The following is a 25,156-nucleotide window of genomic DNA, read 5'->3' as shown; positions in this document are numbered from 1 at the left end:
AAATGTATGAACTTGCAAAAAAGCTATTTACAATCCCAAGAAGTATAACAGGAGAAGGTTTTAGGCGTAGTCTAGATATCTTAAATTCAGCTGTTGGGGGGGGGGTTGAGCGTTTTAGCGTAAAAAGTGGCAGCAAATGTTTTGACTGGGTAGTTCCTGCTGAATGGATAGTAAGAGATGCTTATATCATCACCCCAAGCGGTGAAAAAATCTGCGAATTTAAAAAACACAACCTACATCTTTTAAATTACTCAACTGCTATAAATCAAGCCATTAGTCTTGATGAGCTGCAAGCTCACTTGTATTCGCTTCCAAACTTGCCGGGTGCAATTCCATATGTTACTAGCTATTATGAAAAAAGGTGGGGATTTTGTATCAGCCATAATCAAAGAAAAGCTTTAAAAGATGGCATTTATAAGGTTTTTATAGATACTGAGTTTAAAAGTGACGGCGAGCTAAATTATGGCGAATATTTCATTTCTGCAACAAAACAGACTAGCGATGAGATTTTGATTAGCACATATCTTTGTCATCCGCAAATGGCAAACAACGAGCTAAGCGGACCTGTTGTGATGAGTGAGCTAATAAAATGGGTGAGAACGCTAGAAAATAGACGTTTTAATTATCGTTTTATCATAGTTCCTGAGACTATCGGATCGATCTGTTATATCAGTAAAAATTATGAAGCCTTAAAACAAAATGTAAAGGCTGGATTTGTGCTTAGCTGTATAGGTGATGAGAGAGCTTATAGCGTGATTTTAAGTCCTGATGAAGACACTTTAAGCGATAAAGCCGCACTTCATACGATTAAATTTCTTAGTAAAAACCCAAAAATTTACTCATTTTTATACCGCGGAAGCGATGAAAGACAATTTAATACGCCTAATTTAAATTTAGGTATCGTGACACTTTGTAAGAGTAGATTTGGCGAATATAAAGAGTATCATACAAGCTTAGATGATATGAGTTTAGTTACTAAAAAGGGACTTGAAGATGGACTAAACTATGCTAAAAATATGATCTTAAATTTAGAAATAAACAAAATCTACTGCCTAAACACGACTTGTGAGCCAAATCTTGGCTCAAGAGGAATAATAAGCACCATAAATATCAAAGGTATCCACAAGAACACTATGATAATTCGTGATTTTTTAGCGTATTGCAACGGCAAAAGAAGCGTCATCGATATAGCAGATAAGCTTAGCGTAGAAGCAAAAAATCTAAAAGATATCATAGAAAATTTACTTAAATTTGAGCTCATTAAGGAAGTAAGATGATAAGAAATATTTGTGACTTTTTAGATATTTCGGTTGCAAAAAATCCATTTAAAAAAGCATTTGTCTTTGGCGATGAAAGTATGACTTATGCTGAATTTGATGAGATTACAGACAAGTTAGCTAGTGAAATTTTAAGGCTAAATTTAAATAGAGATGCTGTTTTGATCATCTTGCCAAAGTGCATTTTGACTTTAGTGTCATTTTTTGGCGTGGCAAAAAGCGGGAATTTCTATACTTTGCTAGATACTCAAACGCCACAAGAGCGTATAGAACAAGTTGTTAAAATTATAAAACCAAAGGTTATTATTACGCAAAAGGATTTTAAATTTGATTTTTTAAATATTTCAAAGATATTTTGTGATGATTTTATTAAATTTAGTATAGATAAAAGTGCGCTAAAAGTGGCTAGAAATGCTCATATAGATACAAATTTACTCTATGTATTTTTTACTAGCGGAAGCACTGGCGTGCCAAAAGGCGTAAGCATAAGCCATAAAAGCGTGATAGATTATACTTTTTGGGTTTGTGAGACTTTTGAGCTAAGCTCAAGCGAAATTTTGGCAAATCAAGCGCCATTTTATTTTGATAACTCTATTTTGGATATTTTTTCTTGCGTTAAAGTTGGCGCTACTTTGCATATCTTGCCGACTTCTATTTTTGCTTTTCCAAATAAAGTGTTAGATTATTTAGAAAAACACGGCGTTAGTTTGATTTTTTGGGTGCCTAGCGTGCTTACGTATTTTGCAAACGTAAATGCACTTGCTAATTTTAGGCTTTAAGTCTCAAAAAAGTACTATTTTGCGGAGAGATAATGCCTAATAAACAGCTAAATATCTGGCGAAAAGCTCTTCCACACGCTCTTTTTGCAAATCTTTATGGACCTACTGAGATAACTGATGTTTGTGCTTTTTACATTTGTGATAGGAGTTTTAGCGATGATGAGCCACTTCCTATAGGAAAGGCTTGTCAAAATACCGAACTTTTGGTTTTTGATGATCAACTAAATTTGATAAAGGAGCCGTTTGTTAGGGGCGAACTTTATGTTAGAGGGACGAGCCTTAGCCTAGGATACTTTGCAAATAGCCAAAAAACAAAAGAAGCTTTTATCCAAAATCCACTGCATAATAATTATCAAGATATCCTTTATAAAACAGGCGATATAGTGGCTTTTAACGATCTTGGAGAGTTGATTTGCTATGGAAGGATTGATAATCAAATAAAGCTTATGGGGCATAGGATAGAGCTTGGCGAGATCGAAACTGCAACTAATTCTCATAAAAAAGTTTTAAACTCAGTTTGTATATTTAAAAATAGCGAAATAATATGCTTTTATGAGGCGAAAAATGAGATAAATTTAAAAACTTATCTTTTAGAGAAACTGCCTAATTATATGGTGCCAAAAAAGTTTATTTTAGTAGACAAATTTGCGTTAAATCAAAATGGCAAAATTGATCGAAAGGTGCTTTATGGACTTGTATAATGAGTTTTTAAACTATTTTTATAACGGCGGATTTAAGTTTAGCAATAGTGCGCTTAGCATAGATAGCATCAAAAATAAATTAGACCAAAATCAAATTTATTTAAAGCAGAGTGCAGATAACTTTTTTCTAACTCAAAACGATTTTATCACATATTTTATAAATGATATAGCAAAATTTGATATGCAAGGAAGCTATATAAAAATTATACGTAAAACGCCTATTTGTGAGCTTGAAAATAGATTTTTGAGTATTAATAAATTTAGTATTTTTGATAGATATATCGGTATGAGTTTAAAAAATAGCGGTTTTGGTTTTCAAAGTTATGATGAGGTTAAAAAAGCTTTGCTTGATGATATGGGTGAGATTTATGATTTTTTTATAAATTATTTTGATAAAAACTATCTTTTTATGAGCAAAACTGAACTTAAAAATAGAATACAACAAGGTCAAGTACTCATCATAAAACAAGATAAGAAAATAGTAGGCGCTTTGGTATATTTTTTAAATTTAAACTCGGCTCATTTGGATTTTATGGCAGTTAGCAAGGAGTTTAGAAAAAGTGGAATCGGGCGTAAGCTGATGAGCTGTTTTTTGGGATTAAACGTTTGGCATTTTAAACTATTTGTAAGAGATACGAATATAAAAGCTATAGAATTTTATAAGAAATTTGGGTTTGAGTTTAATGATATACGAATTTGGTTTTATAAGAGGAAAAATGAGATTTAAAAATGTATTTGTTGTAGGCAAAGGAAGAGTGGCTTTAGAGTGCGCTAAAATAGCTAGAACTAAATTTAAAAACGTAGAACTTTTAAATTTAGATAATATACAAGATAAAGATATGTTTTTTAACAAGCTTAAAAATGCGTTTATCATAAGTGCAAATAATTTTTATATATTTAAAAAAGTCTGCGTAGAAAACAACTATATCATTAACTACCACAACTCTCTTTTGCCATCGCATAGAGGAGTAAATGCTCATATTTGGTCTATTTGGAGTGGAGATACTATAAGTGGGATTAGCTGGCATGAAGTACAAAGCACCATAGATACAGGCAGAGTTTTGATACAAAAAGAAATCGCTATTAAAGATATGAGTGCTAATGAGCTGCTTTTAGCTCAACATAAAGCTGCTATTTTTGCATTTGATGAGCTTTTAAATAGCGGATTTGACACTAAATTTAAAGTAATTCATACTTCAGCGGGGGGGGGTGAGCTACATAAAAGATATGAGCTTCCAAACGCTGGAGTTTTAGATACAAGCTGGGAATTTAAAAAGTTAGTAAGATTTTTAAAAGCTTTTGATGTGGGAGTTTTTAGAGAAATTCCATATCCAAAAGTATCTGTTTTAGGTGATTTTATGGATATTTTGTACTATGAAATAGGAGATGGATTTATAAATTTGAGTTTGGAAAATGGTCGAAAATTAAACATTATAAAGGAGCAAAAATGAATGAGATCAAAGAGCTTTTTAGCCAAATAGGCAGAGATGATGTAAATGAGAGCATGGAGGGGCTTTTAAGTAGCGGAATTATCGATAGTATGGATATAATGGCTCTTGCTGCTGCGATAGAAAAAAGGTATAAAAAACCACTTCGTGCAGAGTTTATAACAAAAGAGAGTTTTGAGAGCTTTGCTAGTTTAAAAGATATGATAGATAAAGCGATGAGATGAAAGCTATCTTAGAAGCAAATGGAAAGCTTGTTAAAAAAAGCGATTTTTTAGATGCTTTAGAGAAAATCGGTATAAAAAATGGCGACGCTGTTTGCGTTCATACCGAGCTTTTTACTCTTGGCAAACCGCTTTTAGCAAAAGATGAGTTTTTGAGAGTTTTACTACACTGTTTTTATGAAGTGATAGGTAAAAATGGAACGCTCATTATGCCTACATTTACATATAGTTTTTGTAAAAATCAAATTTATGATAAGCTAAACTCAAGAAGCACTATGGGCGTTTTGACTGAGTTTTTCAGATATCAAAATGGTGTTGTTCGCACAAATGATCCGATTTTTTCTTTTGCAATTAATGGAGCTAATAAAGATGCTTTTTTAAGCGATACGAAAAGTTGTTTTGGTAAAAACTCAGTCTATGACGTGCTTAAAAATATGGAAGGCAAAATAGTTCTTTTGGGTACTCAAAAACTCGGATATACATTTACTCATTACATTGAAGAACAAGCAGAAGTAAGCTATAGATATTTTAAGGAGTTTAGCGGAAAAATAGTGGATGAAAACGGCAAAATATCTAGTAAGAGCATATTATATTTTGTGAGAGATATTGAAAAAAGAAGTATTTTAGCTGTAGAAAAACAAGTATCAATACTCAAATCTACATATAACTTTCATACCTCGTCTATCGGAGATTCAACTATAACTTTGGTAAAGGCAGATAAATATTTTAAAGATACAATGATCGCATTAAAAAAAGATGAGCAAATACTGCTAAAAATGTAGTGGTAAATTTGATTTTTAAATTTGAAGATGGCTATTTAGCAAGTTTTTATTAAATTTAAGATACAATCCTTGTAGTTATTTTCAAGGATAAAAATGGAAGAAAATATTTTCAATATAAATCAAGATATCGATGTTATAGATGTCGAAGATTCGATAAAAACTAGCTACTTAGACTACTCTATGAGTGTTATCATAGGTCGTGCTTTGCCAGATGCAAGAGATGGTTTAAAGCCTGTGCATCGTCGCATACTTTATGCTATGAACGATCTTGGCGTAGGAAGCAGAAGTCCATACAAAAAGTCTGCTCGTATCGTTGGAGATGTTATCGGTAAGTATCACCCACACGGCGATACAGCAGTATATGACGCGCTAGTTAGAATGGCTCAGAGTTTTTCTATGAGAGTTCCTGCAGTAGATGGACAAGGAAACTTTGGCTCAGTCGATGGGGACGGCGCGGCTGCTATGCGTTATACAGAAGCTAGAATGACGGTTTTAGCTGAAGAGCTTTTAAGAGATCTAGATAAAGATACTGTTGATTTTATCCCAAACTATGATGATAGCTTGAGTGAGCCTGATGTTTTACCTGCTAGAGTACCAAATTTACTACTAAATGGCAGTAGTGGTATCGCAGTAGGTATGGCTACAAATATCCCTCCACATAGCCTTGATGAATTAATAGATGGTTTGCTTGTTCTTTTAGATGATAAAGATGCCTCTTTAGATCAGATAATGACTCATATAAAAGGGCCTGATTTTCCAACAGGCGGTATAATATTTGGCAAAAAAGGTATTTTAGAGGCTTATAAAACAGGTCGTGGGCGTATAAAACTAAGAGCCAAAACTCACATAGAAAAAAAACCAAACAAAGATGTAATCGTAGTCGATGAGCTTCCATATCAAGTAAATAAAGCCAAACTTCACTCAGACATAGCAGATCTTGTAAAAGATAAAGTGATCGATGGGATTAGCGAGATCAGAGATGAGAGCGATAGAGATGGAATTCGCCTAGTCATAGAGCTAAAACGTGATGCGATGAGCGAGATTGTGTTAAATAATCTTTTTAAATCCACTCAAATGGAAGTAACTTTTGGCGTCATAATGCTTGCTATAAACAACAAAGAGCCAAAAGTATTTTCTCTTATGGAGCTTTTAAGGCTATTTTTAAATCATAGAAAAACCGTCATAATTAGACGCACTATATTTGAACTTCAAAAGGCGCGTGCAAGAGCTCATATACTAGAAGGGCTAAAAATAGCGCTTGATAACATAGACGCAGTTATAAATCTTATAAAAACTAGCGCAGATACAAACTCTGCAAGAGATGGTTTGATGGCTAAATTTGGACTTTCAGAGTTACAAAGTAACGCTATACTCGATATGAGACTTAGCAAACTAACTGGACTTGAAAGAGAAAAATTAGAAGCAGAGCTAAAAGAGATTTTAGAACTTATAGAAAAACTAGATGCGATACTAAAAAGTGAAACTTTGATAGAAAATATCATAAGAGAAGAGCTTTTAGAGATCAAATCTAAATTTAAATGTCCTCGCATCACTGAGATAGTCGATGATTATGATGATATCGATATAGAAGATCTTATACCAAATGAAAATATGGTAGTTACCATAACTCACCGCGGATACATAAAACGCGTTCCTAGCAAGAGCTATGAAAAGCAAAAACGAGGTGGAAAAGGCAAAGTAGCTGTGACTACTTATGAAGATGATTTTATCGAGAGTTTCTTTACTTGTATGAGCCATGATACACTTATGTTTGTAACAGATCGCGGACAACTTTACTGGCTCAAAGTCTATAAAATACCAGAAGGTAGTCGCACCGCAAAAGGCAAAGCGGTGGTAAATTTAATCCAGCTTCAAGCAGACGAAAAGATAAAGGCTATCATTCCTACTACAGATTTTGATGAGAGTAAATCTTTAGCATTCTTTACTAAAAATGGTATAGTAAAACGTACAAATTTAAGCGAGTTCAAAAATATCCGTTCAATCGGCGTAAAAGCTATAAATTTAGATGAAAATGATGAGCTTGTTACAGTTCTTATCGCAAATAGCGAACCGGGCGAATTCTATGAAACAATTGCTGATGACGCACCAGATGATGAAAATAGTCTTGAAGTGCTAAATGATGAGATAGAAGCAGATGATGACAACTCGGGCAAGATGCTATTTATCGTAACTAAAAAAGGTATGTGTATCAAATTTGCTCTTCATAAAGTAAGACAGATAGGAAGAGTTAGTCGAGGTGTCACCGGCATAAGATTTAAAGAAGCGGGCGATGAAGTAGTAGGAGCCGTAGTTATAGAAAACGACTCTCAAGAGATATTAAGCGTAAGTCAAAAAGGTATCGGCAAACGCACCACCGCTGATGAATACCGTTTGCAAAGTCGTGGCGGTAAAGGTGTCATTTGTATGAAACTAACTCCAAAAACAAAAGAGCTAGTAGGTGTCGTGATGGTCGATGAAGAGATGGATCTTATGGTGCTAACATCAAGTGGCAAGATGATAAGAGTCGATATGCAAAGCATAAGAAAAGCTGGACGCAATACAAGTGGCGTAATAGTCGTAAATGTAGAAAGCGATGAAGTCGTCAGCATAGCAAGATGTCCTAAAGATGAGTCTGATGATGAGACTTTAGAAAGTGAAACAATAGAAGAAGCAAATTTGGAATAAAATTTGCTTTAAATAGTGAATAAATTCAAATTTAAGGTAGAAAAGTATGAAAGCGTTAGTATTTTTACTAGTTATGGCAGGTATTTTTGTAGGTTGTGTTGGAACTAGCTTAAGCCAAGAAAATCAAGAAGTAGTGATCCAAAAAGTAGATAAAGATGATCTAAGAAATATCATCAAAGAAGATAAGATGTTAGCCGATATGGAAATAGCCCCAGAAGCTATATTTTCAGTAGTTGGAGAAGGAATTCCGCCTATGGATACAGTTAGTCCAGCTCAAGCTAAGGCTTTGGCAAAAAGAGCTGCTATGGTCGATGGTTACAGACAACTAGCTAGCAAACTTTTTGGCGTTAAGATAAATGGTAAAGAGACAGTAAAAGATGCGATGCTAAAAAGTTCTGTGATAGAAGCTAGAGTAAATGGCCTTATAAAAAACGCTGCTGTTATAAATCAGGATTTCAAAGATGGTCTTTACCGTGTTGAAATGGAATTAAAACTAGATAAAGACAAGTGGCAAGAGCTTTTTGCTTATTAATAGCGTTTTGTGTGTTTGTATTTGGTGGTGAGGAGTTCATCTTTTGGGCAAAATACTCATCATCAAATAATCTTATAAAATCCCAAAACATAGCCATATCAAAAGCTATGGTTTTAAGCCCCGCACATAGAAAAACTTTTTTATGTGAGATAGATTCATTTAAATTTGAAAACGAATCCACACTCTCATTTTTAAAACGAAATCAAGAAAAACTTTTTGAATGTTTTGATAGCAGCGATATTTTATTAAATGATACTGTTAAATTGAATATGAATCATATATATTCACATACTAGTGTGACACTTTTGCCTATAAGATTTATAGTGGATTTTAAGCCCTTAGGTGCTATAATAAGCAAAATAAATAGGTAAAAAAAGTGAATATCGTAATAGTCGAAGATGATATAAATATGAGAAAATCCCTAGAGATAGCCCTTGGGGATTATGACGAGTTTAATGTAAAAGCCTATAAAAGTGCTATTGAAGCTTTAAAAAAGCTTGATGATAATGTTGATGTTATAGTGACTGATATAAATATGCCAGGACTAGACGGCCTTGAGTTTATAAAAGAGCTTGGTGGTAAATTTGATGTCATCATTATGACCGGAAATGCTACTTTGAATCGTGCTATAGAAAGCGTACGACTTGGCGTAAAAGATTTTCTTACAAAACCATTTGACGTTGAAACGCTAGTAACTGCTATCAAAAGGACTAAGGCTTTAAGCCAAAAACAAAAAGTCAAAAAAGAACAAGTAGATGATAAAGGCAGTTTTATAGGAAATTCACCAAATCTCCAAAAAGTTTTAGATATCGCAGCTAAGGCCGCAAGAACTGATGTGAGCGTTATGATTATGGGCGAGAGCGGTGTTGGTAAAGAGCTTTTTGCAAATTTTATACATAAAAACTCGAAACGAAAAAACGAGCCATTTATGGCTATAAATATGGCAGCAATCCCTGAAAATTTGCTTGAAAGTGAGCTTTACGGCTATGAAAAAGGTGCATTTACTGATGCGACTTCAACCAAAAAAGGGCTTTTTGAACTAGCAAATGGTGGCACTCTGTTTTTAGACGAAATCGGCGAGATGCCTATAAATTTACAACCAAAATTATTACGAGCTTTACAAGAAAGAGAGATCGTGCGAGTAGGAGCTAGTAAGCCTATCAAGATAGATGTTCGCATCGTTTGTGCAACCAACGCAAATTTACAAGATAAGATAAAAAATGGCGAGTTTAGAGAAGATCTATTTTATAGGCTAAATACAGTTCCACTTTTAGTCCCCCCACTTCGTGAGCGAAGAGACGAGATACTAAGCATCGCGCTTTTTGCTTTAAAAAAAGCTTGTGATGAGTATGAGCTTGGGATAAAATTCTTTAGCGATGAAGCAAAAAATGAGCTTTTATCTTACAATTATCCGGGCAATATAAGAGAGCTTATAAGTATAGTTGAAAGAGCTGCCATTCTTAGTAACGATAGTAAAATTCTAAAAGAAGATCTATTTATTTATGCTAAAAAGTAATAAATTTATTACTTGCAAATGATAAAATTTAGATTTAATTTCGCTAGAGCCAAAACCATAAATCTGTGCAAAGCACAGCAAAGCTTTTTCAAGGTTGTTAAGGGGGAAGGGGTAGCGACTGCTAAAAAAGCGTCCCCTTCCCACTTAAGTAAATTTGTTACTATCCTTTTAGCAAATTAAGCTTAGTTTTATGGGAGGGGGTATAATTACAATATTTTTCATCAAAAGATTAGCAATAAATTTTCATAGCAAAATTGAATTTGGCTTATTGTAAGCTAAATTCTAATACTTTAATTAGATAAAAGGAGTGAAAATGGGACTTTTTGGGATATTGCCGCTCGTCAACAAGTTCAAGATGCTGGGCAACAATCTACGCAATCTGTACTAAATCTACGCAGTTCTGTTTCGTCTGTAGCAAGTTATCTTAGCACCGCTACTGCATCGCAATCTGCTACGACAGCACAAGCAGGGATAGAAGAAAATGAAATAAAAGCTAAACGGCAGGAGTTGATAAAAACAATAGTAGCAGTCAGAGAGATGATGACAAAAACGCCTCAATCCCTAGCAGATAGAAAGATAGCACTATCGCAAAACGGCGATGATGATGAATATATAACTTTATAAAAAGGACAAAAATGGCAAAAAAAATTAAATTTAATCTCCAAGTAAATGGCGCTAGTGTATCTAGCCTAGAATCTCTACAAAACAACTTCAACATAGAAGATATAATGGAGCATTTTAAAAGTGGCTTGCTAATGCGTTGGCTAGAAGTCCAAGGGCTAGAAACCGAGCTAAAAGAGCTAAAAAAGCTAGACCAAAATAGCGATAACTTAGCGCAGAGTATTCTAAAAATCTTTGATATGGATTTTGATAAAACGCTCTTAAAATAACTCTAAATGATATCAACTACAAAGAATACAAAGAAAATTTGCTAAAAACCAACAAAAATCTAGACAAAAACGCTAAATCGTTTTTACGAGAGTATCACGATAAATTCCGCGATATAATTTGGGATATTATAAAAAATAGTGAAAATGTAGAAAAAATCAAAAGCAACCTAAAAATCATAGAAAAAGACTATTTTGATCTATTTTTATTGCAGTTTCAAACGCTTGTTAGTGTGTTTAAAACCGATGCTCCACTTGCGCTTATCTTTGGGCTAGGAACAGAGAAAATCCGCAAGATGCTTTTGGCATACATAAATATAGAAGAAGCTGTGGATCATAATAAATACTGCTATATTGGCGATGAAGAGATAGATATAGAAGATGAAACAAAAGAGTATTTAAAAAGTATCAACTTAAAGCCTATTGATTACCTTTGTTATGGGTATTTTGATGCTATTAGCAAAGTTATTTATAATAGTCTAAAATTTGATTATAGTAAATTAGGCAATGTGATAAAGAGATTTGAAGGCTCTACTGATGGGCTTTGGAGAGATTTTAAAGCTACATTTAGAGCACAGAAGCAAGACAAAAACAGCTGATATTGATGTTTTTGAATTAGCTAAGCTTACTGATGGCTTTAGCGGAGCTGATCTAGAATCGGTGATAAAAGAGAGCTTTGAAGAGTCCTTTATAGAAGGGCGTGAGAGCATAACCACCCAAAATGTAATCAAAAAAATAAATGAAACCAAAAGCATATCTGTAACCCTAAAAGATAAAATCGATAGCCTAAAAGAGAGAATCTCAAAAATGGATATCAAAAAAGCAAGTATTGATGATAGGCAAGATTAATAAAAAGGATTAAAAATGTCAAAAACAGATCAAAGCTTAGATAAATTTTATTCTACGCAGTTAAACGAAAAAGAAGTAGATATGCTATCTGCTACTTTGGCTAGATTTTTAAATAGCTATGTTGAAAACAGGGATAAATTCAGCCTAGATCAGTGGCTAGAAAACCAAATTCAAAAAGAGCTTCCAAATGTAGATATAAAAGAGATCAAGACCACAACGCATGATATAATAGAGATTATCAAATGTATAAACGAGGAAAAAGCAGATCTTTTAAAAGCCAAAAGTAAAGGCGTAAGCATAAAAAGCTGGCTTATGGAGAGGATTAAGAAATTTATAAATCCTGATGATTTAAGCGCCGTTACAAAAGATCTTAAAAAAGCAAATCTCTATGATACATTAGAGTTAGCTAGGCGCTCAGGCAGGTTTTGCCTAAGATACCACAAGTAGCTTGTAGCATCGCTAAAAGAAAATAGCAAACGCTTTAAGCTTTGTATTTAGATATTTCCTCGCTTAAATCATTAAGCATAGAAATAGGCTCTAACTCACTAGGACGCAAGTTTAAAAGTATATGAGATAAACCATTTTTATACTGGTTCATATAATATTGCACCACCTTTTTTACTCCACCTCGCACAAAAATATTATTCCATAATTTAACTTCATAATTAGGATCAGGTGTAAGCTCTACAAAGTTTGCATAAGCAAATGGTCTATAAATATTATCTTTATTTAGCTCGCGTAAGCTTTGCGTGATGCTTTGTATATTATCTGGATTAATGCCATGTGTAATCCACGCATCAGGGATATTTGCTAGCCATGATAATTCTTGGCGGCACCTACCTACTGCTACCATAGCCAAGCTTTTTTTAGGCAAAAAATCTAAACGAGCATTAAAATTGCCATATTCTTTGGTTTGTAAGTTTAAAAAATCCTCTTTTTGTAATGCACGAGAGATTTGCCACCACTCTTTAAATCTATCGCCACGCTTTAAGTAATCCTCTCCAAAAGCTTCATACTCACTCATCCTATCGCCTGTACTAAGCCCAAAGATAAAACGCTCATTGCTTAAAATATCTAAGCTTGTAGCTGATTTAGTAGCATTTATCGGCTCTCTAAATGGAGCTATTATACCAGCGGTGCCTATGGCTATTTTGCTAGTATTAGCGGCCAAAAACGAAGCAAAAACAAATGGGTCATATATCTGCCCTGTATCTCCAAAACTAGGATCGTAAAATGGCACATCTCGTATCCACAGCGCACTGATTGCACTTTGGTCTAACACATGCAAGGTATCTAGCCAATCGCTCATATCAGGACTATGCCCGCCATAACCCTTAAATGGTGCAATAAGCCCAAAGCTTAATTTATCTTGATTAAAAACAGCATTGAAAGCTTTATGATTTTGTAAATGCTGCGCTATTTTTAGCATATTAGCTCCTTTGGTAATTTTAAGGATAATTTTATACAATAATAGCTATTATGTCAAGAACGCACTAAAAAGTAGCATACTCACTAAAAAGTAAGTATTAAAAAGGAAAAATATGGCTTTAAAAAATGAATATCACTGCACTTTTGAGCTTACGCTAGATTTGATTGCTGGTAAGTGGAAGGGGATGATTTTATGGAAACTAAATCAATATGGAGTATTAAGAAACGCTGAGCTCTTGCGTGAAATACCACAAATTACTCAAAAAATGCTCACACAACAATTAAGAGAATTAGAAAATGATGGCTTAGTTCAAAGAAAAATATATAAGCAAATACCGCCTAAGGTAGAATACAGCCTAAGTAAATGCGCAAAGCTTTTAACCCCTGTGCTAGATGCTATGCAAAGCTGGGGAGAAGAGTATGCTAAAAATCATAATATTAAAGTTATCTAAGCTTTTTAAGGCGGGTTTTGCCTAGGCGGTAAATGCGAGATATGGATGGCCTCCATTACCGCAAATACATTAAGAATTTATTCTACTCTCGAACAGTTAATTAGATATCTTGGTAACAAATACTCACTTTTGGGTGTGATAAACGACGATTAAGGCAAATTTGAGCAAATTCAAAGTTAAAATTTAATAGAATTTGTTTCTTAAAATTTGGAGATTTAATGAAAGAAAAAAAAGAGTATTTAAGCGAACAGCTAATTAGTTATTTAGGCAATAAGCGTTCGCTTTTAAATTCAATTGATAGCGTTGTATGCGATATTAGAAAGAATTTTAAAAAAGAAAAAATTTCTTTTGCCGATGTTTTTAGTGGAAGTGGAGTTGTCGCAAGACTAGCCAAAAAACACTCAAATTTGATATTGGCAAATGATTTAGAAAAATACTCTTTTGTTATAAATTCTTGCTATTTGGAAAACGCAAATGATGAACTTATATCAAGCTTAAGCCAAATTCACAATCAAATTTTACAAAACTACGCACCAAAAGAGAGCTTTATAAGCGAACTTTATGCCCCAAAAAATGATGAAAATATCCAAAAAAATGAAAGAGTTTTTTACTCAAGGCAAAATGCGTTAATTTTAGGCGGTTTAAGAGATGAAATATCTAAAATTCCAACTGAATTTCAAAAATATTTTATCGCTCCACTTCTTAGCGAGGCATCTATTCACTCAAATACAGGTGGCGTTTTTAAGGGATTTTATAAAGACAAAGATGGCATTGGTAAATTCGGCGGACAGGGCGAAAATGCATTGAGGCGAATTTTAGGCAAAATAGAGCTAAAAATGCCGATTTTTTCAAATTTTCAAAGCGAATTTAAGGTTTTCCAAAATGACGCTTTGGAATTTGCCAAATCCATTCCAAGCGTGGATATAGCGTATTTTGACCCACCTTATAATCAACATCCTTATGGCTCAAACTACTTTATGTTAAATTTAATTAGCGATTTTAAAGCTCCAAATATAGAGCAAATTAGCAAAGTTAGTGGCATACCAAACGACTGGAACCGCTCAAAATATAATAAAAAAGCTAAAGCAAGCGATGAATTTTTTAACCTTTTAAGTGAATTTAAAGCAAAATATTTAATTATTTCGTTTAATTCAGAGGGTTTTATCAGCGAAAGCGAATTTCTTACAAATTTAAATAAGATAGGCAATGTTAAAAAAGTGGAGATCAAATACCCAACTTACAGAGCTAGTAGAAATTTAAACTCAAGAGATATACATGTAACCGAGTATCTTTATATAGTAAAAAAGGGTGGCTAGTGAGTCCTTTAATCAAAATTTGTGGTATCAAAAATTTAAACGAAGCCAAAAGTGTGTGCGAGTGCGAATTTAATGGTCGTAGAGTGGATTTCATCGGTGTGATTTTTGCTCAGAGCAAAAGGCAAGTTAGCTTAGAAATGGCTAAAAATATTGCTGATTTAGCTCATAAATTTAGTATAAAAGTTGTTGGAGTATTTGCTGGAATTGAGTTTGATAAGATAGCTAAGATAGTGAATTTAGCGAATTTAGACGCTGCTCAAATCTATGAAAAAGTAGATGATAAAACCAAATTTGATTGTGAGGTGTGGCAAGTTTTTAGCGTGGCTGAATCGTTGCCTGAGCTTAATGGGAGTTATAATAAAGTATTATTTGATACAAAAGGTGAAAAAAAGGGCGGAAATGGGGTTAAATTTAATTGGGATTTACTAAAAAATTTAGATATCAAATTTGGTTTAGCCGGTGGAATCGGTGTAGAAAATTTAAAAGAAGCTATGAAGCTTAAACCAAATTTAATTGATATAAATAGCAAAATAGAAGATGAGTTTGGGTTTAAAGATAGCAAAAAGATATATGAAATTTTAAAAATAGTTAATTTAGGAGATTTAAGATGAACGCAAAAGCCTATTTTGGTAAATATGGCGGACAATTTGTCCCTGAAACTGTGATGAGTGCTCTAATGGAGCTTGAAAAGGCCTATGAAAAGATCGCAAAGAGCGATGAATTTAAAGCTGAATTAAACGCACTTTTAAAAGATTATGTCGGCAGACCAAGCCCTATGTATCACGCAAAAAGGTTAAGCGAACACTACGGGCATAATATATATTTAAAAAGAGAGGATTTAAACCACACAGGAGCTCACAAGATAAATAACGCTCTAGCCCAAGCACTTCTTGCTAAAAAGATGGGTAAGACAAAGGTTTTGGCTGAAACTGGTGCTGGTCAGCACGGAGTAGCCACTGCAACAGCAGCGGCACTTCTAGGGCTAGAGTGCGATGTATATATGGGGCAATGCGATACCAAAAGACAAGCCTTAAATGTATATAAAATGCAGCTTTTAGGAGCCAATGTAGTGCCTATTAGCGATGGGCTTGGCACGCTAAAAGAGGCCACCACAGCAGCCATTCAAGCGTGGGTAAATGAGATAGAGAGTAGATTTTATGTGATTGGTTCAGCCGTTGGTCCTCACCCCTACCCAATGATAGTTAGAGATTTCCAAAGTATAATCGGCTCTGAAGCCAAAGCCCAATTAGATGAAAAAGGCGTTAAGCCAGATTATATCATAGCTTGTGTGGGTGGTGGGAGCAATGCTATAGGTATATTTTCAGCATTTTTAGATGATCCTAGCGTAAATATCATAGGCGTTGAAGCAGCAGGTCTTGGTATAGAGACTAAATACCACGCAGCCACTTTAACCAAAGGCACCAAAGGGATAATCCACGGCATGAAAACCATAGTATTACAAGATGAATTTGGAATGATTTTGCCAGTTCATAGCATAAGTGCAGGGCTTGACTATCCAGGAGTTGGACCAGAACACGCCCATTTACAAGATATAGGTAGAGTAAGCTACTACGCAGTGAGTGATGATGAGTGCGTAAATGCTCTAAAACTTCTATCAAGGTTAGAAGGGATAATACCAGCTATAGAAAGCTCTCACGCTTTAGCTTACCTCGAGAAATTATGTCCAAATTTAAAAACAAAATCAAATATAGTAGTAAATGTAAGTGGCAGGGGCGATAAAGATATGAACACCATAATGGAGTATAAAAAAGGAACGATCTATGGATAAGATACGAAAAGCTTTTAGTGGCAAAAAAGCGAATATAGGTTATATAGTTGCAGGATATCCAAATTTAGAATACACAAAAGAGTTTTTAAATTTACTTGATGAGAGCTGTCTTGATATTTTAGAGATCGGAATCCCATATTCTGATCCTTTGGCTGATGGCAAACTCATAAGTATGGCAAGTTTTGAGGCTTGTCAAAATGGAGTTACTACAGATACTGTTTTTGATATGCTTGGAGGCGTAAAAACTAAAAAAGCACTTGTTTTTTTAGTCTATTATAATCTAATTTTTGCTTATGGAGAAGATAGATTTTTAGCCAAAGCTAAAGAAGTAGGCATAAGCGGTTTGATAGTTCCTGATATGCCTTATGATGAGAGCAGTGAGTTTTTCGCAAAATGTAAAGATCTCGGACTTTGTTTAGTTCCTCTTGTGAGTGTGACTTCGCAAGATAGAATCGCTAAAATACTTCAAAATGCAGATGGGTTTGTATATGCCGTGGGTGCTCTTGGGGTTACTGGCAGTAGAGCTACGCCAGAAGATAAACTGAAAGATCTAATAAAAGATATCAGATCAAAAACCAAACTACCTGTGGCGATAGGATTTGGCATAAAAACAAATGAAGATGTAAGACGAACTAAAAAATATGCCGATGGAGCTATAGTGGGAACTAGCATAGTTGAATTGCAAGGTAAGCTTAATATACAAGAACTAAGCAGTGCTATAAATGATATTTTTAAAGATTAATTTACGAATTATTATGTATAATAAATAAAAAAAGCTTTAAGGAAGCATCTATGATGGACGCAGTTTATGAAGCTACTAAGCATTTTTGTAGCGATGTTTTGGGTTTTAAGTTAGAAAACGGATCAAAGCTAGGAGATAATGTTTATGGTGCTAGCATTCCAGTGTTTGATGGTAACGACGAATATCAATTTTATTTATATTTTAAAAAAGATACGCTAAATTATTTTGCCAAAGTGCTTTTAAATTCAGATGATTTATCTCAAGTGGATTTGGCTGATCTATGTAGAGAAGTGGCAAATCAGATCATAGGCTATGCTAAGAATTTACTAAATGAGCAAGGCAAAAAGTATAAATTAGGAACTCCTGAGTTTTTGGGTAAAGTAGAGTCTTTTCCTGTAGAGTTGAACGAATACAGACTTTTTAAAATGAAAAACCGAACATTTAAGATAGGTTATAAAAAAGCATGAGCGAAGAAGAGCTAAGCCCAAATGGTCTATTTCATGGATATGATGAGCTTTTAGACGTCGGAGTTGATTTTATAAGCGAGTTAGGAACGACAACTATAAGCGTACGTGAGCTGCTAAAACTAGAAGTAGGCTCTGTTATAGACCTTGAAAAACCTGCTGGTGAGAGCGTAGAGCTTTATATAAATAATAGAATTTTTGGTAAGGGCGAAGTAATGGTATATGAAAAAAATTTAGCTATTCGTATAAATGAAATTTTAGATTCAAAATCAGTTATCCAATATTTCAAAAAAGAGTTATTATGAGATTTTTAATTTTACTTTTTATTTCACTGCCTATTTTTGCTTCAAATTTACTTACTTATAATATTTATGAGCGTGGAGATCGTGTAGATATTATGCTTAGCTTTGATTCTGCTTATGATGGTTCTTTAAAACAGCAAAGTGGAAATGGTGTAACAGATTTACTTCTTAGCGATCTAGCGATAGATAATGACATTGATAAAAGTATAAACTCAGATATTATCCAAAATCTTTTTATAACTACGACTGCTGATAAAACAGCCACTAAAGTAGAGTTAAAATGGAATGAGCCAATAAGCATAACCGCTTCAAAAACAGCGGATAAATTTGGACTTAGAATCAGAGTAGCAAAACTAAATCAAGCTATCAAAACTGTTATACCGCCAAATATAAAAACCAAAGATAGTACTAACGCGAGCTATGATATAGACTCAAAATATATAACCGTAATTATTATTTTATTTGTGCTACTCATAGTGCTATTTTTTGTTAAAAAAATGATTATAAAACAAAAAAATGCAGCAAATTCTCCATTTACAGTTAGCAAAGGAACTCCTACAAAAAAACAACAACCTATGAAAAATAGCGTTGTTCCAGTTGGTGATGGAGTTGAAGTTTTATACGAAAAGAATTTAGATGAGACAAACAAAGTTGCACTTTTAAGCTTTGATGGCAAAAGATATCTAGTTTTATTTGGTAGTTCAAACGTTTTGTTGGATAAATTTGGAGAAGACAAAATCAAAGATGAAGAGGATTTTGAAGTCTTTTTTGAAGAAAATAGACAAAAATTAGGTAAATATTTAGAAGATAGAAGAAACTCACTAAATAGTTATAAAGATATGATGAGCAAGGACTGATAAAACTTCTGCTTAGTATCCGTTTAAGATTTCTACTACTTTTTTAGCTATCTTATCGTTAAAATTAGACATAGTGCGTTCTTTTGAAAAGTCGATTTTTCGCTTTCTAAATTTAAATTTGTAGAGTATGTATTTTTGTTTTTTATGGTTATAAATAGTGAAATTTGGGCATCATAATAATACTCTTTATTGTAAAAATCGTCATTAAAAGGATCAGTGTAGTATAAAAAGTTTCTGTTTCTATAATGTCTGCCAAAACCAAATCCCATATTCATAAGCATAGTAGGTCTTGAAAACGAATTCTTTCTAAAAAAATTAATACGACCTTTGATATTTATATCGGATAATTCTTCTTTTGTTATGATATATCCGTTTTTTATCAATTCAAATTTGACTACTTCTGTTAGGTTGCCTTCATTTTCGTTGAAATTTACATATACTTTTTTGCCCACTAGATTTTCGTCTATATAGATAGCTGAGGTTGCCTGCATATAAATTTCTTGATTTGCACAGCCTATAAGTCCAAAAAATATCAAAATGCAACATAGTATTTTTTTCATTTTTTGCCTTTTTTTATGGCAATTACAGTTTTGCTATTTTTTGGTTAGTTACAAAGACTATTAATAAGACAGAAAAGCTGATCGCAAGCATTATACTTGAATAGATATGCGCTAGATCATAATCTAAAAGTTCCACTGCTTCATATATAGCGATACTTGCTACTTTTGTATCTCCATCTACACTTCCGCCTATCATCAAAACAACGCCAAATTCACCGAGCGTATGAGCAAAACTAATGATAATGGCACTTAAAACAGAAGCCTTTATATGGGGCAAAACTACAAAAAATAGAGTTTTAGCGCGTCCTTTTCCTAAAGAATAACTAGCTTCTATGAGCGAGTTTGGCATAGATTTAAATCCTGCCAACATAGGTTGAAATACAAATGGAAGCGAATATATACAACTAGCGATTACTAGACCAGTAAAATTAAATACTAGTCTTATATCAAAATTTTTTTCAAAAAATTCTCCTAAAAAAGAGTATGGAGAGAAAAATATCAGCATATAAAATCCAAGCACCGTAGGCGGTAAAACAAGAGGCAAGGAAAATATCGCTTCTATCACTGATTTAAAGCGGAAATTTACTCTAGCCATAAAATACGCAAGCGGAGTAACCAAGCAAAATAGTATAGTAGTCGAAATGGCTGCAAGTTTAAAAGATAGTAAAAATGGTATCCAGTCTATCATTTTATAGCCTTCAGTGATATTTTAAAAGCTTTTGCGCTTGCTAGTGCGTAATCGCCTATGTTTAGACCTTCTAGTTCGTTTTTTGTAAAAACTATCTCACTTATCTGTCCTGCGATCTCGACTATGGCTACATATAGCGTGTCTCTTTTTTGGATATCTAATATTTTGGCATGAAAGCTAAATTTTTGTGAGCCTGATGATTTTAAAAAGATCTCTGCTGGAGTTCCATATCTAGCTATCTTGCCATCTTCTAGTTCATAAACTATGTTTGCTAGTTTATAAATTTCGCTTACGTCGTGACTTACTAAGATAGTAGTCATTTTAAATTTATTATGGATAACAAGCAGATAATCTTGCAATTTTTGTCTTATCGCGTTATCTAATGCAGAAAGTGGTTCATCAAGTAGCAAAATATCTGGTTTTCGCATCAGTGCTCTTGCTAGTGCAACACGTTGTTTTTGCCCGCCAGATAGGCTATTTACATGGTCATTTTTGTGAGCTTGTAACCCAACAAGTTCTAAGAGTTCGTTTGCTAGATCTTTATCGTTGTTTGCAAATAGGAGGTTTTTTAAGACGTTCATATTTGGAAATAACGCATAATCTTGAAACAAATAGCCGATATTTCTTTTTTGTGGAGGCATAAACACTGTTTTACTAGCGTAATATATAGAATCTTTTTTTATCTCTCCGCTATCTGGTTTTAAAAACCCGGCTAATAGCCTAAGAAGCGTGGTTTTACCGCTACCACTTTTTCCATGAAGTGCGACGAAATCGCCACTTTTAATCTCAAGATCCGCATCTAGGGTAAATAGATCGTTTAGTTTCTTTTTGCACGATATTTTTATCATAGAATTTCACTTATATAAAGAGATGTTTCGCTTAGTATTACGTAGAGTTCATCTTTGATTTTATGTATCAAATTTGAGCTGATCATGGTATCAAATTTAAAATCATTTGCTTTTAAATTTATGACAGATATCAACTCTCCTTTTTCTACGCTTTGGACTTTAGCCAAAAAGCAGTTTCTACTACTTATATCAGGACGCCTAGCAGATAATATCAGATCGCTACTCTTAAATCCTAGCATAACTTCTTTGCCATTTTGTATATGTTTATCTAGCTCAAGGCTTAGCATATAAAGTTCGCCAAGCTCTGAGCTGAGTTGTATCTCGAATAAATTTTGATGTGTTTTTATATTTAAAATAGTTGCTTTAAACATTAAAAATCATATCCGTATTTTTTAAATATCTCTTTACCTTTACTACCTAAAATAAAGTCATAAAATTCTTTGGCAAGTGGATTTTTATCACCATTTTTTAGTACTACTATGCCTTGATCGATAGTTGTATAAAGTTTGCTATCTACTAGAACAAAGTTTTGACCTTCTTTATACTCTTTCATCTTTGGGCTATACATAGAGCTAGCAGCTACAAAACCGACATCGCCAGCTTTTAGAGTTTGACTAAGAGCTTCGCCGATACTTCCTGCTTCGATGATCTTATCTTTTATAGCATCATAAATTCCTGCATTTTTAAAAGCTTCAATGCTAGCAGTTCCATAAGGTGCGGTTTTTGGATTTGCTATTATGATAGTTTTGACTTTTGGATCTTTTAAGACTTCTAAACCTTTGCTTAGATCAAATCCCCTTACGCTTAGCATAGCGACTTTACCTTTTGCATAAACTACGGCTTCTTGCGCGGCAAAACCATCTTTGTACAAGCCGTTTGCAAAATCCATATTTGCAGCCATAAACACCTCAAAAGGAGCACCATTTTTGACTTGAGCTACTAGTTTTCCGCTAGATCCTAAGCTTACGTTTAAATTTGCATCTGGGTAAAGCTTTTTAAATTCGCTTTTGATATCATCAAACGCATAAGTCGTATTTGCCGCAGCGGCAATGTTTAGTTCGCTAGCATAAGAAACTAGTACAAACGAGATGAGAAGTAACAATTTTTTCATAAATTTTCCTTTAAGTATGATATTTGAATTTTATATTTATAAATTTAAATATAGTGATGTTTTTTATATATAAATTATATATTTATATTTTATATAAGCCATCAAAGTAGGTGGCAAATAAGCAAAAAGCTTACTTACTCACAACGCCTATTTATTAACGCCGATAATGATGTTACTAGCTTTTATTAGAGCCAAAACCTCATCTCCTATTTTTATATCTAAATTCTTGACTGATTCATTTGTGATGATACTTGATATCTTGTGGTTTGATCTTGTTTGGATAATGACTTCTGCATTAACAGCACCAAGTTTGATGTCGCAAACCTTGCCTTTTATTTTGTTAGCTGCAGATATAAGTAGATCTTTTTCATTAGATACTTTTCCAAGTATTACGCTAGAAGCTTTAAATATAAAAAGAACTTTTTTATTGACTGTTAAACCTAGCGCTTCTTCGCTTTGTTCTGTGATGATAGCTCTTAATTTTTCACCTTCATCAAGTTTGGCTATAATTTCTGAATTTACTGCGCCTCTTTTGACTTCTGAAATCTCAACTAAAAGTTGGTTTCTAGCACTTAATTGCATACTTTACTCCTTGTAAAATTGATTGCAATTATATCATAAAATTTAAATTATAATTTTATATTTAGAAAAATTTTTACGCCCCAACTAAAATATCATTAGCCTTTATCATCGCAGTAATGTTATCTCCAACGCTTATCCCCATATCTGCAGCTGATCTATTTGTGATGATAGATACTATCTTTTGATGTTGTCCGATCTGTACACAAATTTCTGCATTTACGCTACCTAGCTTCGCTTCTAAGACTTTACCTTTTAGTTGATTTTCAGCAGATATTTGCGCGCTATCAAGCTCATCTTTTGAGAGTATAACGCTTGGAGCTTTAAACAAAAATAGCACTTCTTTTCCAACGCTTAGTCCTAGATTTTGCTGACTTTCTACAGTAATGTTGGCTTTTAGTGTTTCGCCACTACTTAGCTTTGCTGTGATCTGTGAGTTTACCGCGCCTGTTTTTATGTCTGTTATAGTTACTAAAAGTTGATTTCTAGCACTTAGTTTTATATTCATTTTTGCAAGCTGCATTATAGTATTTTCGTTTATATCTTCATCTTTGCAGATCTCATCTAAAAATGCTTTTTGTGCTTTTAGTATGGCATCATAAGTTTTTATTAATTTTTTAGCATAATCGCTTAGTTCGCTACCGCTATTTTTTCTATTTCCATTTGCTCGTACTATCAGAGGAAATTTTGATTTATTATTTAAAAGATCTAAACTATCCCAAGCATTTTTATATGAAATATCCTCTTCTTTAGCTGCTTTTGTTATGCTTTTTGTTTTATCTATCGCTTTTAAAAGTTTGATATGTTTTGCTAATAATGCAGTGTCGCCTTCTAAAAATAGTGCTAGGTTGATATCAGCTTTCATCAATTCCTCCAAATTATATGTAAAAAATATATTTAATCTATAGATTTTATATTTTAATAATAAATATTTTTTAAATTTTATATGCCGGTTTTTGTTTGGGTGTATTTATAAAATATAAAGCTTATATTTAGTAGAATCGCAAATTTAAAAAAATTAGTTAGGAACAGATGAAATTATCTATTATTATTTTAATCTTTATAAGCAGTTTGTTTGCTAGTGACATATCATCGTTTGAGAGCGAGTATCAAGAACAAAGCGACTTTGATCCGCTTAGCGGCTACAATAGAGTTATGACAGATATCAATGATGTACTTTATAAAAATCTATTTATACCTGTATTTAGAGGTTATGACTATGTTATGCCAGATGAGGGACAAACTGCTATTAGCAACTTTTTTTATAATATTTTGTATCCCATAAGACTTATAAATAATCTTTTACAATTTAAATTTAAAAACGCCGGCGATGAAACTCTAAGATTTGTAGCAAATACTATAGTCGGTTTTGCAGGTATTAGTGACGTAGCTACAAATGTTTATGGGATTAGAAAGCACGATGAGGATTTTGGTCAAACGCTTGGATACTGGGGTATGGGAAGTGGATTTCCAGTAGTTTTGCCAGTACTTGGACAATCAAATTTAAGAGATATGTTTGGACTAGGTGGTGATTATTTTGCAAATCCTATTAGTTATATGAATGTTTGGTGGGCAAAAGATAGTAAATTTATAAACTTTAGCACGTCAGTCTTTATGAAAATAAATGAAGAATCTCTAGATCCAAATAGATATATAAATTTAACAAGCGATGCTATAGACCTGTATCCGTTTATCAAAAACGCCTATGAACAACATAGAAATGCACTAATAAAGGAATGAAAATTGAAAAAAATTATATTTATTTTTATTATAAGCGTTAGCTTTTGTTTTGCTTTAAATATCAATCAGATAGATCAAACGATGAAAACAGATCTTGATAAAACTCTTTCTATACTAAGAGATAAATCTTTGGATAATGATAAAAAATCACAAAAATTATTTGAGATGTTTGACTCATATTTCGACTACAAGCTCATGGCAAAGCTAGCACTTTCAAAACATTACGATAGTTTAAATGACGATGAAAAAACTAGGTTTTCAGAGGCTTTTGAGAGAAGACTTAAAAAGTCTTTTACTGATAAACTTGTATTCTATACAGATCAGAACATAGAAATAATAGGTTCTCAAAGACCAAATCCAAATCGTTATTTTTTAGATACTCAAATTCTAAATGATGGAACTATCTATAAGATAATTTTTAAATTTTATAAAGCAAACGAAGATGATTTTTTGATATATGATGTCGATATATTAGGCGTTAGCATTATCCAAACATACAGAACTCAATTCAATAATTTAAGCGGAAATTTAAGCTTTGATCAGATACTAAAAAGACTAGATACCACAAATTTGCCAGATAATCAAACAGCAAAAAAATAATAT

General features: G+C 33.2%; 31 protein-coding genes and 1 pseudogene. 24 read left to right on the top strand and 8 right to left on the bottom strand.

The genetic code is table 11. The annotated features are described in order from the left end of the window. Positions 1-2 precede the first annotated feature (2 nt). The 14 genes and pseudogenes from CHLWT_RS08415 to CHLWT_RS08350 all read left to right on the top strand — a co-directional run bounded on the left by CHLWT_RS08415 (position 3) and on the right by CHLWT_RS08350 (position 12,124). Positions 3-1,277: a DUF4910 domain-containing protein gene (locus CHLWT_RS08415; protein ID WP_176320874.1), complete on the top strand. Its 1,275-nt coding sequence runs from the start codon at positions 3-5 to the stop codon at positions 1,275-1,277. Continuing rightward, positions 1,274-2,757, top strand: a pseudogene (locus tag CHLWT_RS08410) (amino acid adenylation domain-containing protein). Before CHLWT_RS08415 ends, CHLWT_RS08410 begins: the two are co-directional and overlap by 4 nt. Then, on the top strand, positions 2,744-3,484 hold the full coding sequence (locus CHLWT_RS08405) for a GNAT family N-acetyltransferase (RefSeq protein ID WP_112000206.1): 741 nt from the start codon (positions 2,744-2,746) through the stop codon (positions 3,482-3,484). Before CHLWT_RS08410 ends, CHLWT_RS08405 begins: the two are co-directional and overlap by 14 nt. Next, entirely contained in the window at positions 3,474-4,208 is a 735-nt protein-coding gene (locus CHLWT_RS08400; protein ID WP_170253175.1) for a formyltransferase family protein, read from the top strand. Before CHLWT_RS08405 ends, CHLWT_RS08400 begins: the two co-directional genes overlap by 11 nt. After that, entirely contained in the window at positions 4,205-4,429 is a 225-nt protein-coding gene (locus CHLWT_RS08395) for a phosphopantetheine-binding protein (protein ID WP_063998828.1), read from the top strand. Before CHLWT_RS08400 ends, CHLWT_RS08395 begins: the two co-directional genes overlap by 4 nt. Then, positions 4,426-5,208, top strand: coding sequence for an AAC(3) family N-acetyltransferase (locus tag CHLWT_RS08390; protein ID WP_112000204.1), 783 nt, complete (start codon positions 4,426-4,428; stop codon positions 5,206-5,208). The genes CHLWT_RS08395 and CHLWT_RS08390 overlap by 4 nt, the downstream gene beginning before the upstream one ends. Positions 5,209-5,301: 93 nt before the next feature. Next, positions 5,302-7,893 (top strand): DNA gyrase subunit A, encoded by a 2,592-nt coding sequence (gyrA, locus tag CHLWT_RS08385; protein ID WP_111948531.1) that lies wholly within the window; start codon positions 5,302-5,304, stop codon positions 7,891-7,893. A 46-nt stretch (positions 7,894-7,939) separates the two neighbouring features. Then, on the top strand, positions 7,940-8,425 hold the full coding sequence (locus CHLWT_RS08380) for an LPP20 family lipoprotein (protein ID WP_112000203.1): 486 nt from the start codon (positions 7,940-7,942) through the stop codon (positions 8,423-8,425). Beyond that, a complete protein-coding gene (locus CHLWT_RS08375) occupies positions 8,401-8,796 on the top strand; it encodes a hypothetical protein (RefSeq protein ID WP_063998824.1) in 396 nt (131 codons plus the stop codon). The genes CHLWT_RS08380 and CHLWT_RS08375 overlap by 25 nt, the downstream gene beginning before the upstream one ends. Positions 8,797-8,801: 5 nt before the next feature. Then, complete coding sequence (locus CHLWT_RS08370; protein WP_063998823.1) at positions 8,802-9,941, top strand: sigma-54-dependent transcriptional regulator; 1,140 nt, start codon at positions 8,802-8,804, stop codon at positions 9,939-9,941. A 635-nt stretch (positions 9,942-10,576) separates the two neighbouring features. Further along, entirely contained in the window at positions 10,577-10,831 is a 255-nt protein-coding gene (locus CHLWT_RS08365; RefSeq protein ID WP_112000202.1) for a hypothetical protein, read from the top strand. Between the two features lie 38 nt (positions 10,832-10,869). Then, positions 10,870-11,427 carry a hypothetical protein gene (locus CHLWT_RS08360; protein ID WP_112000201.1) on the top strand — a complete coding sequence of 186 codons (558 nt, stop codon included), beginning with the start codon at positions 10,870-10,872 and terminating at the stop codon, positions 11,425-11,427. Further along, positions 11,366-11,677 carry an ATP-binding protein gene (locus tag CHLWT_RS08355; protein ID WP_112000200.1) on the top strand — a complete coding sequence of 104 codons (312 nt, stop codon included), beginning with the start codon at positions 11,366-11,368 and terminating at the stop codon, positions 11,675-11,677. The genes CHLWT_RS08360 and CHLWT_RS08355 overlap by 62 nt, the downstream gene beginning before the upstream one ends. A gap of 15 nt (positions 11,678-11,692) precedes the next feature. Next, the gene (locus CHLWT_RS08350) at positions 11,693-12,124 is read left to right on the top strand and encodes a hypothetical protein (RefSeq protein ID WP_112000199.1); all 432 of its coding nucleotides are present in this window, start codon (positions 11,693-11,695) and stop codon (positions 12,122-12,124) included. A 34-nt stretch (positions 12,125-12,158) separates the two neighbouring features. Here the strand turns inward: CHLWT_RS08350 and CHLWT_RS08345 are convergent, their stop codons facing one another. Then, positions 12,159-13,106, bottom strand: coding sequence for an LLM class flavin-dependent oxidoreductase (locus tag CHLWT_RS08345; protein ID WP_112000198.1), 948 nt, complete (start codon positions 13,104-13,106; stop codon positions 12,159-12,161). Positions 13,107-13,218: 112 nt separating this feature from the next. Here CHLWT_RS08345 and CHLWT_RS08340 point away from each other — a divergent pair, with 112 nt between their 5' ends. The 8 genes from CHLWT_RS08340 (at position 13,219) to CHLWT_RS08305 (ending at position 19,027) form a co-directional block, all read left to right on the top strand. Beyond that, positions 13,219-13,557 (top strand): winged helix-turn-helix transcriptional regulator, encoded by a 339-nt coding sequence (locus tag CHLWT_RS08340; RefSeq protein WP_112000197.1) that lies wholly within the window; start codon positions 13,219-13,221, stop codon positions 13,555-13,557. Between the two features lie 218 nt (positions 13,558-13,775). Next, positions 13,776-14,873 carry a DNA adenine methylase gene (locus CHLWT_RS08335; protein ID WP_112000196.1) on the top strand — a complete coding sequence of 366 codons (1,098 nt, stop codon included), beginning with the start codon at positions 13,776-13,778 and terminating at the stop codon, positions 14,871-14,873. After that, positions 14,873-15,484, top strand: a complete 612-nt coding sequence (locus CHLWT_RS08330) for a phosphoribosylanthranilate isomerase (protein WP_112000195.1) — start codon at positions 14,873-14,875, stop codon at positions 15,482-15,484. Before CHLWT_RS08335 ends, CHLWT_RS08330 begins: the two co-directional genes overlap by 1 nt. Next, entirely contained in the window at positions 15,481-16,662 is a 1,182-nt protein-coding gene (trpB, locus tag CHLWT_RS08325) for a tryptophan synthase subunit beta (RefSeq protein ID WP_112000194.1), read from the top strand. The genes CHLWT_RS08330 and trpB overlap by 4 nt, the downstream gene beginning before the upstream one ends. After that, entirely contained in the window at positions 16,655-17,404 is a 750-nt protein-coding gene (gene trpA / locus CHLWT_RS08320) for a tryptophan synthase subunit alpha (RefSeq protein ID WP_112000193.1), read from the top strand. The genes trpB and trpA overlap by 8 nt, the downstream gene beginning before the upstream one ends. Positions 17,405-17,454: 50 nt before the next feature. Next, positions 17,455-17,871 carry a chemotaxis protein CheX gene (locus tag CHLWT_RS08315; protein WP_063998810.1) on the top strand — a complete coding sequence of 139 codons (417 nt, stop codon included), beginning with the start codon at positions 17,455-17,457 and terminating at the stop codon, positions 17,869-17,871. Beyond that, positions 17,868-18,173, top strand: coding sequence for a flagellar motor switch protein FliN (fliN, locus tag CHLWT_RS08310; RefSeq protein WP_059433126.1), 306 nt, complete (start codon positions 17,868-17,870; stop codon positions 18,171-18,173). Before CHLWT_RS08315 ends, fliN begins: the two co-directional genes overlap by 4 nt. Next, complete coding sequence (locus tag CHLWT_RS08305) at positions 18,170-19,027, top strand: hypothetical protein (protein WP_112000192.1); 858 nt, start codon at positions 18,170-18,172, stop codon at positions 19,025-19,027. The genes fliN and CHLWT_RS08305 overlap by 4 nt, the downstream gene beginning before the upstream one ends. 47 nt (positions 19,028-19,074) lie before the next feature. Here the strand turns inward: CHLWT_RS08305 and CHLWT_RS08300 are convergent, their stop codons facing one another. The 7 genes from CHLWT_RS08300 to CHLWT_RS08270 all read right to left on the bottom strand — a co-directional run bounded on the left by CHLWT_RS08300 (position 19,075) and on the right by CHLWT_RS08270 (position 23,678). Then, positions 19,075-19,587 (bottom strand): hypothetical protein, encoded by a 513-nt coding sequence (locus CHLWT_RS08300; RefSeq protein ID WP_170253174.1) that lies wholly within the window; start codon positions 19,585-19,587, stop codon positions 19,075-19,077. Positions 19,588-19,609: 22 nt separating this feature from the next. Further along, positions 19,610-20,275, bottom strand: coding sequence for a molybdate ABC transporter permease subunit (gene modB / locus CHLWT_RS08295; protein ID WP_112000191.1), 666 nt, complete (start codon positions 20,273-20,275; stop codon positions 19,610-19,612). Continuing rightward, on the bottom strand, positions 20,272-21,123 hold the full coding sequence (locus CHLWT_RS08290; protein WP_112000190.1) for an ABC transporter ATP-binding protein: 852 nt from the start codon (positions 21,121-21,123) through the stop codon (positions 20,272-20,274). Before CHLWT_RS08290 ends, modB begins: the two co-directional genes overlap by 4 nt. After that, complete coding sequence (locus CHLWT_RS08285) at positions 21,120-21,494, bottom strand: hypothetical protein (protein WP_111995824.1); 375 nt, start codon at positions 21,492-21,494, stop codon at positions 21,120-21,122. Before CHLWT_RS08285 ends, CHLWT_RS08290 begins: the two co-directional genes overlap by 4 nt. Next, on the bottom strand, positions 21,494-22,234 hold the full coding sequence (modA, locus tag CHLWT_RS08280) for a molybdate ABC transporter substrate-binding protein (RefSeq protein ID WP_063998805.1): 741 nt from the start codon (positions 22,232-22,234) through the stop codon (positions 21,494-21,496). Before modA ends, CHLWT_RS08285 begins: the two co-directional genes overlap by 1 nt. Positions 22,235-22,381: 147 nt before the next feature. After that, positions 22,382-22,816 carry a TOBE domain-containing protein gene (locus tag CHLWT_RS08275; RefSeq protein WP_063998804.1) on the bottom strand — a complete coding sequence of 145 codons (435 nt, stop codon included), beginning with the start codon at positions 22,814-22,816 and terminating at the stop codon, positions 22,382-22,384. A gap of 73 nt (positions 22,817-22,889) precedes the next feature. Further along, on the bottom strand, positions 22,890-23,678 hold the full coding sequence (locus CHLWT_RS08270; protein WP_111975156.1) for a TOBE domain-containing protein: 789 nt from the start codon (positions 23,676-23,678) through the stop codon (positions 22,890-22,892). Between the two features lie 167 nt (positions 23,679-23,845). Here CHLWT_RS08270 and CHLWT_RS08265 point away from each other — a divergent pair, with 167 nt between their 5' ends. Both CHLWT_RS08265 and CHLWT_RS08260 read left to right on the top strand, forming a co-directional pair. Then, the gene (locus tag CHLWT_RS08265) at positions 23,846-24,553 is read left to right on the top strand and encodes an MlaA family lipoprotein (RefSeq protein WP_063998802.1); all 708 of its coding nucleotides are present in this window, start codon (positions 23,846-23,848) and stop codon (positions 24,551-24,553) included. Between the two features lie 3 nt (positions 24,554-24,556). Further along, positions 24,557-25,153, top strand: coding sequence for a Tgt2/MlaC family protein (locus CHLWT_RS08260; protein ID WP_112000189.1), 597 nt, complete (start codon positions 24,557-24,559; stop codon positions 25,151-25,153). Positions 25,154-25,156: the final 3 nt, after the last annotated feature.

Source organism: Campylobacter hyointestinalis subsp. lawsonii (assembly GCF_013372165.1).
GTDB lineage: Bacteria > Campylobacterota > Campylobacteria > Campylobacterales > Campylobacteraceae > Campylobacter > Campylobacter lawsonii.
The sequence above is the reverse complement of the archived record's forward strand: the minus strand, read 5'-3'. Positions and strand labels throughout refer to the sequence as shown.

Excerpts from the sequence above, each read along its gene's own strand:
- trpB (WP_112000194.1), top strand. The coding sequence starts at position 15,481 with ATGAACGCAAAAGCCTATTTTGGTAAATATGGCGGACAATTTGTCCCT.
- modB (WP_112000191.1), bottom strand. The coding sequence starts at position 20,275 with ATGATAGACTGGATACCATTTTTACTATCTTTTAAACTTGCAGCCATT.
- CHLWT_RS08365 (WP_112000202.1), top strand. The coding sequence starts at position 10,577 with ATGGCAAAAAAAATTAAATTTAATCTCCAAGTAAATGGCGCTAGTGTA.
- CHLWT_RS08395 (WP_063998828.1), top strand. The coding sequence starts at position 4,205 with ATGAATGAGATCAAAGAGCTTTTTAGCCAAATAGGCAGAGATGATGTA.
- CHLWT_RS08270 (WP_111975156.1), bottom strand. The coding sequence starts at position 23,678 with ATGAAAGCTGATATCAACCTAGCACTATTTTTAGAAGGCGACACTGCA.
- CHLWT_RS08285 (WP_111995824.1), bottom strand. The coding sequence starts at position 21,494 with ATGTTTAAAGCAACTATTTTAAATATAAAAACACATCAAAATTTATTC.
- CHLWT_RS08300 (WP_170253174.1), bottom strand. The coding sequence starts at position 19,587 with ATGAAAAAAATACTATGTTGCATTTTGATATTTTTTGGACTTATAGGC.
- fliN (WP_059433126.1), top strand. The coding sequence starts at position 17,868 with ATGAGCGAAGAAGAGCTAAGCCCAAATGGTCTATTTCATGGATATGAT.
- modA (WP_063998805.1), bottom strand. The coding sequence starts at position 22,234 with ATGAAAAAATTGTTACTTCTCATCTCGTTTGTACTAGTTTCTTATGCT.
- CHLWT_RS08405 (WP_112000206.1), top strand. The coding sequence starts at position 2,744 with ATGGACTTGTATAATGAGTTTTTAAACTATTTTTATAACGGCGGATTT.
- CHLWT_RS08305 (WP_112000192.1), top strand. The coding sequence starts at position 18,170 with ATGAGATTTTTAATTTTACTTTTTATTTCACTGCCTATTTTTGCTTCA.
- CHLWT_RS08315 (WP_063998810.1), top strand. The coding sequence starts at position 17,455 with ATGATGGACGCAGTTTATGAAGCTACTAAGCATTTTTGTAGCGATGTT.
- trpA (WP_112000193.1), top strand. The coding sequence starts at position 16,655 with ATGGATAAGATACGAAAAGCTTTTAGTGGCAAAAAAGCGAATATAGGT.
- gyrA (WP_111948531.1), top strand. The coding sequence starts at position 5,302 with ATGGAAGAAAATATTTTCAATATAAATCAAGATATCGATGTTATAGAT.
- CHLWT_RS08400 (WP_170253175.1), top strand. The coding sequence starts at position 3,474 with ATGAGATTTAAAAATGTATTTGTTGTAGGCAAAGGAAGAGTGGCTTTA.
- CHLWT_RS08340 (WP_112000197.1), top strand. The coding sequence starts at position 13,219 with ATGGCTTTAAAAAATGAATATCACTGCACTTTTGAGCTTACGCTAGAT.
- CHLWT_RS08290 (WP_112000190.1), bottom strand. The coding sequence starts at position 21,123 with ATGATAAAAATATCGTGCAAAAAGAAACTAAACGATCTATTTACCCTA.
- CHLWT_RS08380 (WP_112000203.1), top strand. The coding sequence starts at position 7,940 with ATGAAAGCGTTAGTATTTTTACTAGTTATGGCAGGTATTTTTGTAGGT.
- CHLWT_RS08345 (WP_112000198.1), bottom strand. The coding sequence starts at position 13,106 with ATGCTAAAAATAGCGCAGCATTTACAAAATCATAAAGCTTTCAATGCT.
- CHLWT_RS08275 (WP_063998804.1), bottom strand. The coding sequence starts at position 22,816 with ATGCAATTAAGTGCTAGAAACCAACTTTTAGTTGAGATTTCAGAAGTC.
- CHLWT_RS08390 (WP_112000204.1), top strand. The coding sequence starts at position 4,426 with ATGAAAGCTATCTTAGAAGCAAATGGAAAGCTTGTTAAAAAAAGCGAT.
- CHLWT_RS08265 (WP_063998802.1), top strand. The coding sequence starts at position 23,846 with ATGAAATTATCTATTATTATTTTAATCTTTATAAGCAGTTTGTTTGCT.
- CHLWT_RS08350 (WP_112000199.1), top strand. The coding sequence starts at position 11,693 with ATGTCAAAAACAGATCAAAGCTTAGATAAATTTTATTCTACGCAGTTA.
- CHLWT_RS08415 (WP_176320874.1), top strand. The coding sequence starts at position 3 with ATGTATGAACTTGCAAAAAAGCTATTTACAATCCCAAGAAGTATAACA.
- CHLWT_RS08335 (WP_112000196.1), top strand. The coding sequence starts at position 13,776 with ATGAAAGAAAAAAAAGAGTATTTAAGCGAACAGCTAATTAGTTATTTA.
- CHLWT_RS08355 (WP_112000200.1), top strand. The coding sequence starts at position 11,366 with ATGGGCTTTGGAGAGATTTTAAAGCTACATTTAGAGCACAGAAGCAAG.